This window comes from Ruegeria sp. O5 (assembly GCF_056535105.1).
Genome location: NZ_JBQERN010000004.1, coordinates 140,765 through 158,701, shown reverse-complemented (window position 1 = coordinate 158,701; position 17,937 = coordinate 140,765). Strand labels below are relative to the sequence as shown.

Sequence of the window (17,937 nt, the reverse complement as noted above, 5' to 3'; positions counted from 1 at the left end):
AGGTCAAGTGTCACCAATTGGACTCGGTAGAGCCATTGAAACCGTCGCCCTGCTCGGGCAAGAAGAGCGGCAAAATATTGGGGGCACGTGTGATCGAGCTGGAAAATGTCAGCTATACCTACGGTGGCGGCGAGTTGCTGAGCGATGTCTCGGTTCAACTACAGCCGGGGTCGTTCCACTTTCTGACCGGTCCGTCAGGAGCGGGAAAGACGACATTGCTCAAGCTGTGTTACGGGGCACTGTTACCAACCTCTGGACGTCTTAGCGTGTTTGATCAGGATATCTCGGCCCTTGATCGGGATCAGCTGGCCGTGCTCCGCCGACGCGTCGGCGTTGTTCATCAGGATTGCCAGTTCCTTGACCATATGACGCTTGCCGAGAATGTCGCCTTGCCACTGATGGTCTCCGGGCGCGGGGAGTCGTCTGGGCAAGACAATTTGACCGAACTGCTCAGCTGGGTGGGGCTTGGTGCACGTCTCGAAGCGCGGCCACCGGAATTGTCCGGCGGTGAACGTCAACGGGCGGCTCTGGCGCGCGCCGTCATCCTGTCGCCCGATGTCATATTGGCTGATGAGCCCACGGGCAATGTCGATTGGGAGATGTCGCAACGTTTGTTGCACCTGCTGGTCGAGCTGAACCGTATGGGAAAGACCGTTCTGATTGCCACCCATGACCTGAGCCTGATCCGCGCGGCAAAAAGTCATGTTCAGGCACGTGTTTTGCGGATTTCGCAGCGAAAGCTGCATCTGGCGGGGGCAGATCTGTGACTGGGGCTGATATCCAAAACCTGCTGCGCGGCGATACCCGTGCTGACCGCGTTGTTCCACCAACCGGCTACACCGCGCATCTGACGCTGTTTGTCGCTGGTGCTATGGCATTTCTTGCTGTTTTTGCTTTGGCTTTGTCCCTCGCCTCTGGCCGCATCGCGGATCGGTGGGCCTCGGAACTGGCGGGCGCTGCAACCTTACGCATCAACGCACCGGCCGAGCAGCTTGCTGCCCAGACAAAAGCGGCATTGACCGTCCTCAGCCAGACACCCGGTGTCGCGTCTGCCCGTGCGCTTAGCGCAGATGAACAAGCCGCGTTGCTGGCACCATGGTTCGGGCCGGACCTGCCGTTGGATACTTTGCCAATCCCGCAGCTGATTGAGATCATCGAGGGCGAACCGGGACTGGATGCGCTCGGGCTGCGATTGCGATTGGGGGCTGAGGTACCGGGCGCGGTTCTGGATGATCATACGCGATGGCGCGAACCGCTGGTCGATGCAGCGATGTCCCTGCGTCGTCTGGGATGGATATCAATCCTGCTGATCGGTGGCGCGACCGCTGCGATGATTACTCTTGCGGCCAACGCATCGCTTGCGGCCAATGCGCAGATTATCGAGGTCCTGCGATTGGTTGGCGCACAGGATGGTTTCATCGCCGGTGCTTTTGTACGGCGGTTTACCTATCGCGCGTTTTTCGGCGCCTCGGTTGGTACCCTGCTGGGAATGACAGGTGTCTTGCTTTTGCCCGAAGCTTCGGACGCGGGCGGGTTTCTGACCGGAGTTGGATTTCAGGGCAAAGACTGGGTATTGCCGGTTCTTATCCCCGTCCTTGGGGCAGCCGTTGCCTTTGTTGCCACATGGGCCGCGGCCCGACGCAAGTTGAAGGAGCTTTCCTGATGTTGATGGCAATTCAGTGGGTTCGTTCCCTCATCTTCATGATTGTGATCTATGCCTGGATGCTGATCCTTGGCATCGCGTTTCTGCCTTATGCGCTGTTTTCCAAAAACGGTGCCCTGAAAGCGTGCAAAACCTACGCCAAAAGCACCATGTGGCTGGCCCGGTGGATGGTTGGTATTCGCTGTGAGGTGCGGGGCAATGCCCCAACGAATGAAGTGGTCATCGGGGCCAAACATCAGTCGTTCCTTGATATCATCATGATTTTCGACGCCATTCCGCACGGCAAGTTTATCATGAAGCGCGAGCTGTTGTTCACACCGGTCATTGGCATGTATGCACGACGCCTTGGCTGTATCCCGGTCAATCGCGGCAAGCGCGGTGCGGCTGTGGCAAAAATGGTCAAGGACGTCTCAAAAGAGTTTTCCGAACCCGGTCAGCTGGTGATCTATCCGCAGGGCACGCGTGTGGCACCGGGAGTAAAGAAACCCTACAAGGTTGGTACAGCGGTCCTGTATGAAGGCCTTGGTTTTCCATGTGTTCCGGTTGCTACGAATGCTGGCGTGTTCTGGCCCCGCACAGGCGTGATGCGTAAGCCCGGCCTTGCCATTGTAGATTTTCTGGAGCCGATCAAACCAGGTGTTGCCCGCGATGAGTTCCTCGCGCGGTTGGAGGAAGTCATCGAAACACGCTCGAACGAATTGATGCGCGAAGTGGGGTTTGATCCTGATGGAATTCATTGAAAAAGTAGAAGATCTCGAGGCGTTGTACGGAACGCCGGGTGCTGCTTCGTTGCGAAAGGTCGTTCGACACTTAACTCCGCTCTATCGCAAGTGGATTGAAGCCGCGCGCCTTTGTGTTCTCAGTACAGTTGGTCCCGAGGGTGTGGACGGAAGCCCACGTGGGGACGACGGTGCTGTTGTGCGCGAATTGAACCCAAAAACACTGGCGCTGCCTGACTGGCGGGGAAACAACCGCCTGGACAGCTTGCGCAACATTGTTCGGGACCCGCGCGTTTCGCTGATGTTCTTTGTGCCGGGTTCTGACAATGTCGTTCGGGTTAACGGAACAGCCCGATTGACCGCAGACGCGGCATTGCGCAACCAGTTCGAAAAGGCTGGCAAGGTTCCGGCGACGGTTATCGTCGTGCAGATTGACGAGATTTACAGTCAGTGCGCGCGTGCACTGATGCGCGCCCGCACTTGGACTTGTGGCGACGAAAGCAAGGACCTTCCGACGATTGGGCAGCTTTTGTCGGAGGCGTCAGAGGGTGAAGAGGGCGGCGCGCAATATGACAAAGACTGGGCTGCACGCGCCGCCAAAACAATGTGGTAGGTAGCGGACGGTTGTTCAGTCAAGCTGCGGCGGCTCCGATTCTGGACACCTTTTTGATCCAGCGATCAACGCTGCCCGGTTTGGGATAGCTTGCGCCTGCAAAGTAAGTGAATCGCGTTGGTTTGAAGCCAACAAACCCGAGGATCTGGCCCCGAACCTGTCGAATAAGCGCTTGCCTGTACATCAGGCGCATGAACCAGCCCGGCGTATCTGAGGTCAGGATAACGCGTGCCGTGCGTCCGGTCAGCATCGGGGCTGGCAGGCCAGCCATCGTCGTGTTTCGGGTGTCGAATGTCCGCCCCGGTATGAACATCCGGTCAATCAATCCCTTGAGTTTTGCAGGCAGCCCGCCCCACCACATAGGTGTGGTCAGGACCAGATGGTCGCTCCATTCGAAGTCCTGCAACACTTGTTCCAGAACCGGTTCAAGCGGCTTGAAGTCGTGATAGTTGCCCTGACCGAAATCAAAATCGAATTGCAGGTCGCTCAGATGGACTATTCGGACATCATGTCCGTTTTTGCGGGCTGCCTCGCCATAGGTTTCTGCGAATGTGCGTGACAAGCTGCTTTCTGCCGGATGTCCATCGAGGATGAGGATTTTCTTGGGGTGCATCGGGGTTCTCCTAAAAATGACCGCGGTCAGTTATAGAATCAAAAAATGACCGCGGTCAATATTAAATTTGACCACGGTCAAAAAATGTGCGATTGGGCGTTATGCAAAAAACGATCCAGAAACGTACCATCAAGACCCGCGCCAAGCTTCTATCAGCTGCGGAAGAGGTTTTCCGACATGGCGGATATGAAGCCTTGCGGGTGGATGAAGTTGTAAAGGCCGCGGGTGTTGCCAAGGGGACCTTCTTTGCACACTTCCGCGACAAGGATGCGCTGATGGAAATCTTGATAGCGGACAAGCTGAATGCTTGCCTGGATCAGGCCCGATCCGGTACCCCACCCAAAACGGTACCAGAGATTATCGCTTCGCTGGAACCGGTCCACGAATTCATGACATCCGAACGGTACGTGTTCGATCTGTTGATCAGATACTCGGGGGCAACGGCAATCGCAGATATTGGGCCGATTGCCTATTGTTTTGAACGGTATTTCCGGGTCGTGATGATGTGGCTTGAAACCGCAGAGGTACGCAAGGATGTACCATCCGAGCTGTTGGCAGAAGGCGTGCAGGCCTTTGCCATTCAGGCCATGTCCTTACAGTATTGCGCGCTGCATTCAGCGACAACGTTCACAGACAGACTGGAAACATATCTGGATGCATGGCTGACCCCGGCAAGCTGATCGCCGCAGGGGTCAGGGGTGTTAGCTGTGGATCGGGCCGTCTCCGCAGGCCAGGGCAGCCTCGCGCACCGCTTCGGAATACGTCGGATGCGCGTGGCAGGTGAGCGCCAAATCCTCGGCAGAAGCACCGAATTCCATCGCCACACAAACCTCGTGGATCAGATCACCTGCGCCCGGGCCGATGATATGGGCACCCAGAATGCGATCGGTTTCCCTGTCGGCCAGAATCTTGACGAACCCGTCAGCCGCAAAATTCGCCTTGGCACGCCCATTGCCCATGAACATGAACTTGCCGACCTTATAGGCACGACCTTGTTCCTTGAGCGTCGCTTCGGTTTCACCGACATTCGCGACTTCTGGCCAAGTGTAGATCACGCCCGGAATCACGCCATAGTTCACATGACCGTGCTTGCCTGCAACCTGTTCGGCAGCGGCCATTCCTTCGTCTTCGGCCTTGTGTGCCAGCATCGGGCCTTCGGTCACGTCGCCAATTGCATAGATGCCCGGCACGTTGGTCTGCCAGTCGGCACCAACCTTGATCTGACCACGTTGGGTCATCTCGACGCCCAAAGCGTCCAGCCCCAGACCATCCGAATAGGGTTTGCGGCCTGTGGCAACCAGCACAGTGTCGGCGTCGATCACATGTTCACTGTCGTCTTTGAGCAGCTTGTAGGTAACTTTGGCCTTGGTCTTGGTCGCTTCGGTTTTCTGCACCGCTGCACCCATGATAAAGGTCAGGCCCTGTTTCTTGAGAATGCGCTGGAAGGTTTTTTGCACCTCAGGGTCCATGCCCGGCGTGATCTCCTTGAGGAACTCGATCACCGTCACCTCGGCGCCCAGGCGGCTGTAAACCGATCCCAGTTCCAGCCCGATCACACCCGCGCCGATCACAACCATTTTCTTCGGGACTTTGTTCAGCGACAAAGCACCGGTTGAAGTCACGACAACCTTCTCATCAACTTCAACACCGGGCAGAGAAGATGGTTCCGATCCAGAGGCGATGATAATGTTCTTGGTCTCGTGGACCTCATCACCCACCTTGACCTGACCTGCGGCTGGGATTGATCCCCAGCCTTTCAGCCAGTCGATCTTGTTCTTCTTGAACAGAAATTCGATGCCTTTGGTGTTGCCGTCGATGACCTCGTCCTTGTAGGCCTGCATCTGCTTCCAATCGACTGAAGGCGCTTTGCCCTTCAGGCCCATCTTGGCAAAGTTATGCTCGGCCTCGTGCAGCTGATGGCTGGCATGCAGCAGCGCCTTGGAGGGAATGCAGCCCACGTTCAGGCAAGTACCGCCCAGTGTTTCGCGCCCTTCGACCACGGCGGTTTTCAAACCCAGTTGAGCGCAGCGGATCGCGCAGACATAGCCGCCGGGCCCGGCGCCGATTACGATGACGTCATAATTTGCCATTACATTCTCCTAAATCGACCGGACGTTCCGGCGCTTCCCCGACCCGATTTGGCGGGTCGGAAATAGTCATTGTCAAACAGGTTCCAGCAGCTTGATCGAGATATGGGCAATTCCGCCCCGCTCGTGATGCATCGCCAATTCTTCGGAACCAAAGAAGGCTTTGGCCTTGTCCAGGTTTGTAACCTCGAACATCGCGATGGCGTGGTCTTTTTGGTTGGGGTCGCGCCAGACATGCAGGTCGCGGATACCCGCGGCCTTGCGCATCGGTTTGTCCTCGCGGAACACTTTCAGCCAGGCGTTGAAATCGGCCACGTCGGCTTGCCAAAGGACATGCGTTGCCATGCTTACAGGTCCATCAGCAGGCGGCGCGGATCTTCCAGCGCCTCTTTCACACGAACGAGGAAGGTAACGGCACCTTTGCCATCGACAATCCGGTGGTCATACGACAGGGCCAGATACATCATCGGGCGGATCTTGATCTCACCATTGATGACCATCGGGCGGTCCTGGATCTTGTGCATGCCCAGAATACCCGACTGAGGAGGGTTCAGGATCGGCGAGGACATCAGCGAACCATAGACACCACCGTTCGAGATGGTGAAGGTGCCACCCTGCATCTCAGCCATGCTCAGCTTGCCGTCACGGGCGCGCTTGCCCTTTTCGGCGATGGCTTTTTCGATCGCGGCAAAGGACATGCTGTCGGCATCACGGATCACGGGAACGACCAGACCCTGCGGCGTACCGGCGGCAACGCCCATATGCACGAAGTTCTTGTAGACGATGTCGGTTCCATCAATCTCGGCATTGACCTCGGGCACTTCTTTCAGCGCGTGGCAGCAGGCCTTGGTGAAGAAGGACATAAAGCCCAGACGCACACCATGCTTCTTCTCGAACTGGTCTTTGTACTGATTGCGCAGGGCCATGACCTCGGTCATGTCCACCTCGTTGTAGGTGGTCAGGATCGCAGCGGTGTTTTGTGCGTCCTTGAGACGTTTGGCAATGGTTTGGCGCAGGCGGGTCATCCGCACGCGTTCTTCGCGGGTCTCGTCCTCGGCAGCCACAGGGGCGCGTGGGGCTTGGGCCACAGGGGCGGGCGCAGCCGCCGCAGGTACCGGGGCTGAAACTGCTGCAACGGCTTTGGCTACGTCTTCCTTCATGATGCGACCGTCGCGGCCTGTTCCGGTGACCTGATCAGCCGACAGTCCGGCTTCGGCCATTGCTTTCTGGGCGGACGGTGCGTTTGCGACGTCTTTTCCGGTGCTTGTTGCTGCGGGCGCCGCCGCTGCTGCCTGTGCCGGCGCGGCTGCTGCACCAGCGGCAGCTCCGGTGATGACGGCCAGCTTGGCAGCCGCATCCACGGTCGATCCTTCTGGAGCAACGATTTCCGCAAGAACACCCGAAGTCGGTGCGGGAACTTCAACCGAGACTTTATCGGTTTCCAATTCGCACAGCATCTCATCCTGCGCGACGTTGTCGCCAACCTTCTTGAACCAGGTCGAAACGGTTGCCTCCGTCACAGACTCACCAAGTGTCGGAACCATCACGTCAACCGACCCACCTGATGCGGCAGGTGCCGCTGCCGGGGCTGCGGCTGGCGCCGGGGCTGCGCCTTCGCCCGCCGCAATCGTTGCCAGCAAGGCGTCAACACCGACGGTTTCGCCTTCGGCTGCCACGATTTCACCCATGACACCCGCTGCCGGCGAAGGAACCTCGACGGTGACCTTGTCTGTCTCCAGCTCACACAGCATCTCATCCATGGCGACCGCATCACCGGGCTTTTTGAACCAGGTTGCAACTGTGGCTTCGGTGACCGATTCGCCAAGCGTGGGAACACGAACTTCAATCGTCATCGCTTACTTTCCTTCAATGCTCAGCGCTTCGTTAACCAGCGCTTCTTGTTGGGCTTTGTGTTGGCTGGCCAGCCCCGTTGCGGGCGAGGCCGATGTGGCGCGACCGGCATAGGTCGGGCGAGTGTGTTTTGCATCGATACGGGACAGGACCCATTCGATGTTGGGTTCGATAAAGGTCCACGCACCCTGGTTCTTGGGCTCTTCCTGACACCAGACCATCTCGGCATTCTTGAACCGTTCGAGTTCGTTGATCAGTGAATGTGCCGGGAACGGATAGAATTGTTCGATCCGCATCAGGTAGATGTCGTCGATGCCACGCGCGTCGCGTTCCTCCAGCAGGTCGAAATAGACCTTGCCGGAACACATGACGACGCGCTTGATCTTGTCATCGGCCACCAGCTTGGTGTCAGAGTTGCCCTTCTGCGCGTCATCCCACAGCACCCGGTGGAAGCTGGAGCCTGTGGTGAAGTCGTCCGCCGTGCTGACGGCCAGCTTGTGACGCAGCAGCGACTTCGGTGTCACCAGGATCAGCGGTTTCCGGAAAGTACGGTGCAACTGACGGCGCAGGATGTGGAAATAGTTCGCGGGTGTCGTACAGTTCGCCACGATCCAATTGTCCTGACCGCACATTTGCAGGAACCGTTCCAGACGCGCTGACGAGTGTTCCGGGCCTTGCCCTTCAAAGCCATGCGGCAGCAGTGTGACAAGACCGGACATCCGCAGCCACTTGCTTTCGCCCGAGCTGATAAACTGGTCGAACATGATCTGCGCACCGTTGGCAAAGTCGCCGAACTGCGCCTCCCACAGAACCAGAGCGTTCGGTTCTGCTAGCGAATAGCCGTATTCGAAACCCAGCACCGCGTATTCCGACAGCATCGAGTCGATGACATCGTATTGGGATTGCCCGGCACGGATGTTGTTAAGCGGGTAATACCGTTCTTCGGTTTCCTGATGAACAAACCCAGAGTGACGCTGGCTGAAGGTGCCCCGTGTTGCATCCTGTCCGGCCAGACGCACAGGATATCCTTCGGTCAGCAACGAGCCAAACGCCAGTGCCTCGCCCGTGGCCCAGTCGAAGCCTGCACCAGTCTCGAACATCTGTTTTTTATGTTCCAGCAACCGCTCAACAGTTTTGTGCATTGCGAAATCGTCAGGAGCCTTGGTCAGCGCGGCTCCGATTTCCGCCAGTGTCTCTGCCGAGATCGCTGTTTCACCCCGGACATAATCATCCTTGTTCTTGTCCAGATGCGACCAGCGCCCATCCAGCCAGTCGGCCTTGTTGGGTTTATAGTCTTTCCCGGCCTCGAACTCGTCGTTCAGGTGGGCCTGAAAAGCGGCCTTCATATCTTCGATCTCACCCTCGGGGATCAGCCCGTCCTTGACCAGCCGCTCGGTGTACAAGGAAAGCGTAGTTTTATGGGTTTTGATCTTCTTGTACATGATCGGGTTGGTGAACATGGGCTCATCGCCCTCGTTATGGCCAAACCGGCGATAGCAGAAGATGTCCAGAACCACGTCTTTATGGAACTTCTGGCGGAACTCGGTCGCCACTTTCGCGGCGTGAACAACCGCCTCGGGGTCGTCGCCGTTCACATGGAAGATCGGGGCCTCGACCATCAGCGCGATATCGGTGGGATAGGGGCTCGAGCGGCTGAAATGCGGCGCGGTAGTGAACCCGATCTGGTTGTTCACCACGATATGCATGGTGCCGCCGGTTCTGTGCCCTTTCAGGCCTGACAGGCCAAAGCCTTCGGCCACCACACCCTGACCGGCAAAGGCCGCGTCACCGTGCAGCAAAATGGCCATGACCCTTGTGCGATCTGTATCGCCCAGTTGGTCCTGCTTGGCGCGGACCTTACCCAGAACCACCGGGTTTACCGCCTCAAGGTGAGAGGGGTTGGCGGTCAGTGACAGGTGCACACTGTTGCCATCGAATTCGCGATCGCTGGAGGCGCCGAGGTGATATTTCACGTCGCCAGAGCCATCCACGTCTTCGGGCTTGAAGCTACCGCCCTGGAATTCGTTGAAAATCGCGCGATAAGGCTTGCCCATCACGTTGGCCAGAATGTTCAGGCGACCCCGGTGCGGCATCCCGATGACGATGTCACTAAGGCCAAGCGCTCCACCGCGCTTGATGATCTGTTCCATCGCCGGGATAAGCGCCTCGCCACCGTCCAGACCGAACCGCTTGGTGCCCATGTACTTGACGTGCAGGAACTTCTCGAAACCCTCGGCCTCGACCATCTTGTTCAGGATCGCCTTGCGGCCTTCCTTGGTGAACTGGATTTCCTTGCCATAGCCCTCGATCCGTTCTTTCAGCCAGGCGGCCTCTTCCGGGTTCGAGATATGCATGTATTGCAGTGCGAAGGTGCCGCAATATGTACGTTTCACGATTTCAACGATCTGCCGCATCGAAGCGACCTGCAATCCCAGCACGTTGTCGATAAAGATCGGGCGATCCATGTCGGCATCGGTGAAACCGTAAGTCTTCGGGTCCAGCTCAGGATGTGTGCTGGCAGCACGCATGCCCAGCGGGTCCAGATCCGCGGCCAGATGGCCCCGGATGCGATAGGCCCGGATCAGCATCAGTGCTCGCAAACTGTCCAGCACGGCGCGTTTGATCTGATCGTCGCTGACCTCAGCCCCTTTTTCAGCCGCCTTGTCCTTGATCTTCTTGCCCGCCGCTTTGGCGTCAATCTCGGCCCATTCACCAGTCAGCGCACCAGTCAGGTCGTCTGCTGGCATCGGCGGCCAGTCGGTGCGCGCCCAGGACGGACCTTCGGCTTCGCGTTGAACATCGGGGGCATCATCGCCCATGGCATCAAAGAACGCGCCCCATGCGGCATCCACCGCACCGGGGTTCTTTGTGTATTGCGCATAAAGCTGCTCCAGATATTCGGCATTATGCCCCTGCATGAAGCTTGAGGCATGAAAGGCGGAATTGGGCGAATGTTCGGTCATAGGGCTACCTCTGTTGGGTTGGGACCGTATTGATTGGTGCCTGGCTGGCTGGGGCGTGTCAGCCACCATAGAACCAGGAGGGGCGACACGACCAGTACCAGTAGTGTCGGAAGAACGATGAGCAACGTGGCGCGGGTAAACAGGATATCCAGCCTGCCACCATGCTGGAAATGAGAGGCCAGGCCGATACCGAAAACGAGCACGGCTCCGGCGCCAAGGATCAACAGGATCGGCAGCAGAGCATACAGCCCGCTGCGACCGGTATCATGCATCCGCCGGAAAGCAACTGCCAGATGGGGAAAGAAGACGATCAGGCTGACGATGCCCTGCACCGGTTGCGAGGACGTGGTCGACACGGATTTCGAGGTTTCGGTTTCCGTCACCGCGACCTGCGTGAAGAACTGCCAGTCGATGATCCCGGCAATGATGTTCCAGATCACGATGAACAGAAAAAAGAACCAGTATTCGGGCCGCGAAGCACGGCCCGAAAAGGTGAAGAACTTGGAGAAGCAGGTGCGTATGGCGTCGGAGAAGGTCATGCGGTCACTTCTCCATTTGGCACACCAAACCGGTTGCTCCCCGGCTCAGACGCGACAAGCATCATTCCGATGATATTTGCTGTTACCATCACACTCGCGACGAGTGCCGCTAGAAACATCGGCCCAAGGGTCAGGAATGCCAAGATCAGCCACAAAATTGGCCCACCTATCAATAAACTGAACAACAAGAAGACCTGGTGCCCAATCCAGATGAGTATAATTGGCATGAAAGGATACAGGGCCTGATGACCATCTTCTCCAGTATCTTGTAACCGTCGGCTCATAGCCGCGAGCAAAGGGATAGAGGTTGCCATCACTACTATTAACCGCCCGATTCCCCAGCCGAAGGAAACACGCCAGTCAAGATGCAGAGTTACAATTATTGGCAGCATAGCCGCCAATGGTCCGAACCACCAAAACTCGGCTCGCGTAGCCCTGCCTGAAAAGACGAGTGCTTTTCGAATACCAGTCGATATGGCTTGTTTCGGCCCCATTAACACTCACTTACTCGGCGGCACTGCCGGGGCAGCGCCCGACCGCCCCATGGGCGGGTGCGTTGCACCCACCCGCAGTCGGGCGCTGCCCTCTGCACACATGTGCGACCGGCAGCCATCACTTACCCAATCGCTTCCAACACAGCCTCTCCCAGCTGCGCCGGGCTTTCGGCCACGACGATACCGGCCGAGCGCATGGCTTCGATCTTGTCCTCGGCACCGCCCTTGCCACCGGCGACAATCGCACCCGCGTGGCCCATGCGGCGGCCCGGAGGGGCTGTGCGGCCTGCGATGAAGCCTGCAACCGGCTTTTTGCGGCCTTTCTTGGCCTCATCGGCCAGGAACTGCGCAGCCTCTTCCTCGGCCGAGCCGCCGATTTCGCCAATCATGATGATCGAAGTGGTCTCGTCATCTGCCAGGAACCATTCCAGCACGTCGATATGCTCAGTCCCTTTGATCGGGTCGCCGCCAATGCCCACACAGGTGGACTGGCCCAGTCCTACATCCGTTGTCTGTTTCACGGCTTCATAAGTAAGCGTACCCGAGCGGGAAACGACACCCACGCTCCCGCGTTTGTGAATGTGGCCGGGCATGATGCCGATCTTGCAGGCGTCAGGCGTGATGACACCGGGGCAGTTCGGGCCGATCAGGCGCGACTTGCTGCCTTCCAGCGCGCGTTTTACCTTCATCATGTCCAGAACCGGGATACCTTCGGTGATGCAGACAATCACTTCCATCTCGGCATCAATCGCTTCGAGGATCGAGTCCGCCGCGAATGGGGGCGGTACGTAGATCACCGATGCGTTGGCTTCGGTCACGTGCTTGGCCTCGTGGACCGAGTTGAACACGGGCAGGCCCAGATGCTCCATCCCGCCTTTGCCGGGGGTCACGCCGCCGACCATCTTGGTGCCATAGGCAATAGCCTGTTCGCTGTGGAATGTACCTTGCGAGCCGGTAAAGCCCTGACAGATCACTTTGGTGTTTTCATCGATGAGGACTGCCATTTTGTCCCTTTCTCTAGGCGGTGTGGGATTGATAGGGTTCAGCCGCTGGAAGAACCTGCGGCGCATAGGTGATTTTCTGAAGCGTGGCGCGACCAAGGGCCAGATCGGCCATCGTGCGCAGGCCGCTGCTGATTTCGGCGATACCGCGCCTGATTTTTTGTCGGACCAGCGGCCAGCCCGTAGGGCGTGCGCGGGGGAAACCCATCTGGATTTCGCCCGGCGCTTCGTTGCCTTGCTCGACCATCGCAGGAACCACCTGATAGACATTGACCCGACGCGCCGCAGCCGAGGCTGACGGGTTGAACAACAGGCCATCCAGCGTGATGTCATAGGGCTTTTGCGCCAGAAAGTGTTCTGCCGCTTGCCGGGTCAACGCATATGCGGCACCGCCGGGGTGGCGTGAGTGCATCAGGCGCAGTTCCCGACCCAGATGGGATGAGCTTTTGCGCTCAAGTGCGAGGTAAAGCTTTGTGCTGCGCCAGCGTTCGAACCGCACGATATCGGCATCCTCTGGCCACCAGGATGCATCGTTCAACCAATCCGCCAGTTCTGGCGACAGGAAAACATCATCCTCAAGTATCAAAGCCTGCTCCGCGCCAGAGGCGACAACGGCCTCCCACGCTTTGGCGTGACTGAGGGTGCAGGCCATGTCCTTGGTATGGAAATAACCCCAAGGTCCCTCAGACCGGCATTCACGCAGGAATTCCTCACGGGTGGCGGCGTCGCAATCAACAGCGTTGATGCGCGTTGCCGACAGGCCTGCCTTTTGCAGCTCCTGCGCCATCAAACGCGCCCGCCCGGTGGCGCGTTCTAGGCCTATGAGGAAGATAGGGATGGTCATGGGGTTACGATTCCAGTGAGATCAGGCAGCCTGCACCAACAGCGATCCGGTCCGCGAGCCGGTAAAGCCCTGACAGATCACTTTGGTATTTTCGTCGATGAGGACTGCCATTTTAGTGGCTCCTTCGCTTGCTATCTTATCTGTTGAAGTTCGATGGACGAGTATTGCTGTCCAGCGGGTTGTTTCGGAGGTTGCCCGGAGACGATGTAGACATTTCGCCCTGCAATGGGTTTGTCGGCTCTCAGCGTAGTTCTCGAAGAGCTTCTGGTCGTCTGATAAGTAGATGAACCATCGATGTGCTTTGCAGCCATCCGCTTTTGTATTTCTTCTACGTCAGTGGAAGTTAGGTTTTTCGACGCTATATAGCAGTAGTCATACTCGACCCTGCCCCTGGCTCCAAAATCAGAAGTTCTGGTTCCGGTGACTGCATAGATCCAATTCGGCTCACTGAAGAACCGAGTTCCTCCCTCGGACGTGTTAGAAATACGTTCAAGGCCTGAGTTCTCCAGCGTTTGAGTTGCTTGAGAAGGATTACCCAAGCTGGCCATGCAGACCGTTTCAAACAGCACACTCGCTTCTTCAATTGCACTGCTTCGTGTTACCGGCGCGTTCGTGCAACCAGCTAAAAGAATTGCGGTTGCCAAGGAGATCTTCTGGAAATTCATTCAATCGGCCTTTGAAAGTGATACTCATCCCGAGGACAGAGGAAGGTTTGCATTTCTGCAAATCTTCCTCCCACTCTGCTCAACCCTTAACCGCCTTCACGATCTTCTCGGCACCGTCTTTCAGGTTGTCCGCCGCGATCACGTCCAGACCCGAATTGTTGATGATCTCTTTGCCTTTCTCGACATTGGTGCCTTCCAGACGCACGACCAGCGGAACTTGCAGCCCGACCTCTTTCACCGCAGCCACCACGCCCTCTGCGATAACATCACAGCGCATGATGCCGCCGAAGATGTTGACCAGAATACCTTTGACCTGCGGGTCCGAGGTGATGATCTTGAATGCTTCGGTCACCTTCTCTTTGGTCGCACCGCCGCCCACGTCGAGGAAGTTGGCAGGCTCGGCCCCATAAAGCTTGATGATGTCCATCGTGGCCATCGCCAGACCGGCACCGTTGACCATACAGCCGATCTCACCGTCCAGTGCGATGTAGTTCAGGTCGTATTTGCTGGCTTCCAGTTCCTTGGGGTCTTCCTCGGTCGTGTCGCGCAGTTCAGCGATATCCGGGTGGCGGTAGACCGCGTTGCCGTCAAAGCCAACTTTGGCATCCAGCACTTTCAGGTCGCCGCTGTCGGATACGATCAGCGGGTTGATCTCGAGCATCTCCATATCCTTCTCGACGAAGGCTTTGTAGAGGATGCCCATAAGCCTGACACATTGCTTGACCTGCGCGCCCTCGAGCCCCAGCGAAAATGCGATGCGGCGACCGTGGTAGGGTTGGTAGCCGGTGGCGGGGTCAACCGAGAAGGACAGGATTTTCTCGGGCGTCGCGGCGGCGACTTCTTCGATGTCCATACCGCCTTCGGTCGAGCAGACAAACGAGATACGGCTGGTCTGACGATCTACCAGCAGGGCCAGGTACAACTCACGCTCGATGCCGGAACCGGCTTCGATATAGATGCGGTTGACCTGCTTGCCTGCCGGACCCGTCTGATGGGTGACCAGAGTGCGACCCAGCATCTTCTTGGCTTCTTCGGCCGCTTCCTCGACCGATTTCGTCAGACGGACACCGCCTTTTTCACCAGCGTCGGCTTCTTTGAAGGATCCTTTGCCACGGCCACCCGCGTGTATCTGCGCCTTGACGACCCAAAGCGGCCCATCCAGCTCACCGGCTGCGGTTTTGGCTTCCTCGGCGCGCAGCACGGCGCGACCATCGGAGACCGGAGCGCCGTAGCTGCGAAGAAGAGCCTTGGCCTGATATTCGTGAATGTTCATCGAAATTGTCCCGTCTGACTGCGTTTAACCGTTATAGGCGTGTCTAGCGGGTAAATTTAAAGGGTTTTTTGACCTGTGACGGGAAATTGCCGAAGATTTTCAGCATTTGTGATCACGGGTTTTTAGGGTGTGATCACAAAAGCTCGAGTGTCATCAATTGATTCGATAATCCTGCACAGTTTTTTGAAATCACATTCGAAAAAAGGGATTTGCGACGTTTGCGCCAACATATGCGGCCGGATTCCGCGGTGGCAAATGAAAACCGGCCCATAATTGGGCCGGTCTCAAATTCAGATTGTCTGGCAGTTTTACGCCAGTGAACTGTCGATGCCTTTGCATGCCTCGATCAGGCCTTTCACGGCGTTGACCGAATTGTCGAAACCGGCTTGCTCGTCTTCGTTCAACTTGATGTTTACGATGCGCTCGACGCCACCAGCGCCGATGACCGTCGGCACCCCGACATAAAGGCCGTTAACGCCTAATTCACCGCTGCAGTACGCCGCACAAGGCAGAACACGCTTCTGGTCTTTCAGATAGGCTTCGGCCATTTCGATCGCCGAAGTGGCGGGCGCGTAATAAGCCGACCCGGTTTTCAGCAGGCCTACGATTTCCGCGCCACCATCACGGGTGCGCTGTACGATGGCATCCAGCTTTTCTTGCGAGGTCCAGCCCATTTCAACCAGATCAGGCAGCGGGATACCGGCAACGGTCGAATAACGAACCGACGGCACCATGGTGTCGCCATGTCCGCCCAATACGAACGCGGTTACATCGCGCATCGAGACGTTGAACTCTTCCGACAGGAAATGCGCGAAACGTGCTGAATCCAGCACGCCAGCCATGCCGCAGACTTTGTTGTGCGGCAGGCCCGAGAATTCGCGCAGCGCCCAGACCATGGCGTCCAGAGGGTTGGTGATGCAGATCACGAACGCATCGGGCGCATGCGCTGCGATACCTTCGCCGACCGACTTCATGACTTTCAGGTTGATGCCCAGCAGGTCATCGCGGCTCATGCCCGGTTTGCGGGCTACGCCTGCGGTCACGATGCAGACATCCGCGCCAGCGATATCGGCATAGTCGCTGGTACCTTTCATCGAAGCGTCAAAGCCTTCGGACGGGCCGGATTCGGCGATGTCGAGCGCCTTGCCCTGTGGCAATCCGTCAGCAATGTCAAACAGGACAACGTCACCCAGTTCTTTGACAGCTGCAAGATGCGCAAGCGTGCCGCCGATGTTCCCCGCGCCGATCAGCGCAATCTTGGGTCTGGCCATTTGGAATATCTCCGGTCGGTTTTGAAATCGCGGCTGTGCTAGTCGCTAAAACGGCATTAGGCAAGAGTTCTGCGACGTGGCATACAACCGCATACCGTTTGCGAGACCCCATGTGGTTGCGCTAAAGGGCCTTTGAGACAAGCCAAAACCGGGACCGGTGCATGTTTGAATTGAACCTGATGTTTTTTGCAGTGGCGATCCCGGCGGTGATATTTGCGGGTATCTCAAAGGGCGGTTTCGGCTCGGGCGTGGCTTTTGCGTCATCATCGATTCTGGCCTTGATCCTAACGCCCGGGCAGGCCCTGGCCCTGATGCTGCCGATTCTGATGGTGATCGATGTGGCCACTTTGGGCCCTTATTGGAAGCGGTGGAGCTGGAGGGATGCGCGCCTGCTGATCCTGGGTGCTGTACCCGGTGTGGCAATGGGGGCATGGCTTTACCGCTCAACGGATGATGACCTGCTGCGCCTGCTGATCGGCGGCATCTCGGTCGGGTTCGTGATCTGGCACATCGCACAGTCAAAAGGCTGGGTGCGCGGGTTTGCCAGACGGTTGCCACCCTCCGCTGGCCTGTTTGCAGGGCTGGTCGCGGGCTTCACCAGCTTCGTCAGCCATGCCGGAGGCCCTCCAGCTGCCGTTTACCTGTTGTCCCAACGGCTGACAAAGACCGAGTTTCAAGCCAGTACGGTATTGGTTTTCTGGGTGATTAATATCGCGAAGTTTGTACCCTACGCTTATCTGGGCATGTTCACGTGGCAGACGGCATGGGCCGATATGCTGTTAACACCGTTTGCTGTTCTCGGTGCGTGGCTGGGCGTCCGCGCACATTTCATGTTGTCCGAACGCCTGTTCTTTGGAATTGCTTATGTGCTGCTGACCCTCACAGGCAGTAAACTGATCTGGGACGCACTTACCTGATCAGGCGTTCGGGGGCAGCGCTTCGGCTACAGCCTCAAAAGCTTGCCCCGAAGCGACGAGGCAGGTGACCCCGTTGGGCAAGGTCACCGTGATGGTCCAGCTGCCGCTTTGAGCTGAGGCGAAAAGTTCCATGACTGCGCCTTGCTGGGCCAGACCAAAGCCCCTGCGCGTTTCGCCATAAGTGTCGGTCAACCTTCTTAGCACATCCTCTCGCGGTGCGCAGTTTTGCCCCTGGGCCTGTACCTGTTGTGCCGCCAGAACCATGATCCCAAGTCCCATCGTCATCTTGAACATTGTCTTTCGCATCCCGAATCCTTTCGGTTCCCTCTGCTGGTCAGGGTGCGGCGTAGGGGCCGAAATTCAGTTAAGGCAAAGCACGTTGCGCCCTGTTTGCTGCGGTGCGGCAATTTTGGGCTTGAACTTT

19 protein-coding genes are annotated in these 17,937 nt (G+C 57.5%); 6 read left to right on the top strand and 13 right to left on the bottom strand.

Features of this window, described 5'->3' with window-relative positions:
* Positions 1–89 precede the first annotated feature (89 nt).
* Genes ACR0M3_RS08455 through ACR0M3_RS08440 form a run of 4 tightly spaced genes read left to right on the top strand, consistent with a single transcriptional unit; the run spans position 90 to position 2,995 of the window.
* The gene (locus tag ACR0M3_RS08455; RefSeq protein ID WP_209506709.1) at positions 90–767 is read left to right on the top strand and encodes a cell division ATP-binding protein FtsE; all 678 of its coding nucleotides are present in this window, start codon (positions 90–92) and stop codon (positions 765–767) included.
* The gene (locus ACR0M3_RS08450; RefSeq protein WP_480910247.1) at positions 764–1,663 is read left to right on the top strand and encodes a cell division protein FtsX; all 900 of its coding nucleotides are present in this window, start codon (positions 764–766) and stop codon (positions 1,661–1,663) included. The genes ACR0M3_RS08455 and ACR0M3_RS08450 overlap by 4 nt, the downstream gene beginning before the upstream one ends.
* Positions 1,663–2,403 carry a lysophospholipid acyltransferase family protein gene (locus tag ACR0M3_RS08445; RefSeq protein WP_267363220.1) on the top strand — a complete coding sequence of 247 codons (741 nt, stop codon included), beginning with the start codon at positions 1,663–1,665 and terminating at the stop codon, positions 2,401–2,403. Before ACR0M3_RS08450 ends, ACR0M3_RS08445 begins: the two co-directional genes overlap by 1 nt.
* On the top strand, positions 2,390–2,995 hold the full coding sequence (locus ACR0M3_RS08440) for a pyridoxamine 5'-phosphate oxidase family protein (RefSeq protein WP_480483127.1): 606 nt from the start codon (positions 2,390–2,392) through the stop codon (positions 2,993–2,995). Before ACR0M3_RS08445 ends, ACR0M3_RS08440 begins: the two co-directional genes overlap by 14 nt.
* A gap of 19 nt (positions 2,996–3,014) precedes the next feature.
* Here ACR0M3_RS08440 and ACR0M3_RS08435 read toward each other — a convergent pair whose 3' ends face one another.
* Positions 3,015–3,608 carry an NAD(P)H-dependent oxidoreductase gene (locus tag ACR0M3_RS08435; protein ID WP_480773337.1) on the bottom strand — a complete coding sequence of 198 codons (594 nt, stop codon included), beginning with the start codon at positions 3,606–3,608 and terminating at the stop codon, positions 3,015–3,017.
* Between the two features lie 101 nt (positions 3,609–3,709).
* Here ACR0M3_RS08435 and ACR0M3_RS08430 point away from each other — a divergent pair, with 101 nt between their 5' ends.
* Positions 3,710–4,288, top strand: a complete 579-nt coding sequence (locus ACR0M3_RS08430; RefSeq protein WP_480773336.1) for a TetR/AcrR family transcriptional regulator — start codon at positions 3,710–3,712, stop codon at positions 4,286–4,288.
* Positions 4,289–4,309: 21 nt separating this feature from the next.
* Here the strand turns inward: ACR0M3_RS08430 and lpdA are convergent, their stop codons facing one another.
* The 11 genes from lpdA to mdh all read right to left on the bottom strand — a co-directional run bounded on the left by lpdA (position 4,310) and on the right by mdh (position 16,596).
* Positions 4,310–5,698, bottom strand: a complete 1,389-nt coding sequence (gene lpdA / locus ACR0M3_RS08425) for a dihydrolipoyl dehydrogenase (protein WP_480899240.1) — start codon at positions 5,696–5,698, stop codon at positions 4,310–4,312.
* Positions 5,699–5,770: 72 nt separating this feature from the next.
* On the bottom strand, positions 5,771–6,040 hold the full coding sequence (locus tag ACR0M3_RS08420; protein WP_480773334.1) for a hypothetical protein: 270 nt from the start codon (positions 6,038–6,040) through the stop codon (positions 5,771–5,773).
* Between the two features lie 2 nt (positions 6,041–6,042).
* Positions 6,043–7,548: a 2-oxoglutarate dehydrogenase complex dihydrolipoyllysine-residue succinyltransferase gene (gene odhB / locus ACR0M3_RS08415; protein ID WP_480910245.1), complete on the bottom strand. Its 1,506-nt coding sequence runs from the start codon at positions 7,546–7,548 to the stop codon at positions 6,043–6,045.
* 3 nt (positions 7,549–7,551) lie between these two features.
* Positions 7,552–10,509 carry a 2-oxoglutarate dehydrogenase E1 component gene (locus ACR0M3_RS08410; protein ID WP_480773332.1) on the bottom strand — a complete coding sequence of 986 codons (2,958 nt, stop codon included), beginning with the start codon at positions 10,507–10,509 and terminating at the stop codon, positions 7,552–7,554.
* Entirely contained in the window at positions 10,506–11,048 is a 543-nt protein-coding gene (locus ACR0M3_RS08405) for a DUF805 domain-containing protein (RefSeq protein ID WP_480483139.1), read from the bottom strand. The genes ACR0M3_RS08410 and ACR0M3_RS08405 overlap by 4 nt, the downstream gene beginning before the upstream one ends.
* Complete coding sequence (locus ACR0M3_RS08400; protein WP_480558805.1) at positions 11,045–11,542, bottom strand: DUF805 domain-containing protein; 498 nt, start codon at positions 11,540–11,542, stop codon at positions 11,045–11,047. Before ACR0M3_RS08400 ends, ACR0M3_RS08405 begins: the two co-directional genes overlap by 4 nt.
* A gap of 122 nt (positions 11,543–11,664) precedes the next feature.
* The gene (gene sucD / locus ACR0M3_RS08395; RefSeq protein ID WP_209506539.1) at positions 11,665–12,546 is read right to left on the bottom strand and encodes a succinate--CoA ligase subunit alpha; all 882 of its coding nucleotides are present in this window, start codon (positions 12,544–12,546) and stop codon (positions 11,665–11,667) included.
* A 13-nt stretch (positions 12,547–12,559) separates the two neighbouring features.
* Positions 12,560–13,387, bottom strand: a complete 828-nt coding sequence (locus ACR0M3_RS08390; protein WP_480910243.1) for a glycosyltransferase family 25 protein — start codon at positions 13,385–13,387, stop codon at positions 12,560–12,562.
* A gap of 131 nt (positions 13,388–13,518) precedes the next feature.
* Entirely contained in the window at positions 13,519–14,052 is a 534-nt protein-coding gene (locus tag ACR0M3_RS08385; protein ID WP_480773328.1) for a hypothetical protein, read from the bottom strand.
* 79 nt (positions 14,053–14,131) lie between these two features.
* Complete coding sequence (sucC, locus tag ACR0M3_RS08380) at positions 14,132–15,325, bottom strand: ADP-forming succinate--CoA ligase subunit beta (protein ID WP_267363198.1); 1,194 nt, start codon at positions 15,323–15,325, stop codon at positions 14,132–14,134.
* A 308-nt stretch (positions 15,326–15,633) separates the two neighbouring features.
* Complete coding sequence (gene mdh, locus ACR0M3_RS08375; protein WP_267363196.1) at positions 15,634–16,596, bottom strand: malate dehydrogenase; 963 nt, start codon at positions 16,594–16,596, stop codon at positions 15,634–15,636.
* Between the two features lie 161 nt (positions 16,597–16,757).
* Between mdh and ACR0M3_RS08370 the strand changes: the two genes are divergently transcribed.
* Entirely contained in the window at positions 16,758–17,513 is a 756-nt protein-coding gene (locus ACR0M3_RS08370; protein ID WP_267363195.1) for a sulfite exporter TauE/SafE family protein, read from the top strand.
* Here ACR0M3_RS08370 and ACR0M3_RS08365 read toward each other — a convergent pair whose 3' ends face one another.
* A complete protein-coding gene (locus ACR0M3_RS08365) occupies positions 17,514–17,819 on the bottom strand; it encodes a hypothetical protein (protein ID WP_480910241.1) in 306 nt (101 codons plus the stop codon).
* Positions 17,820–17,937: the final 118 nt, after the last annotated feature.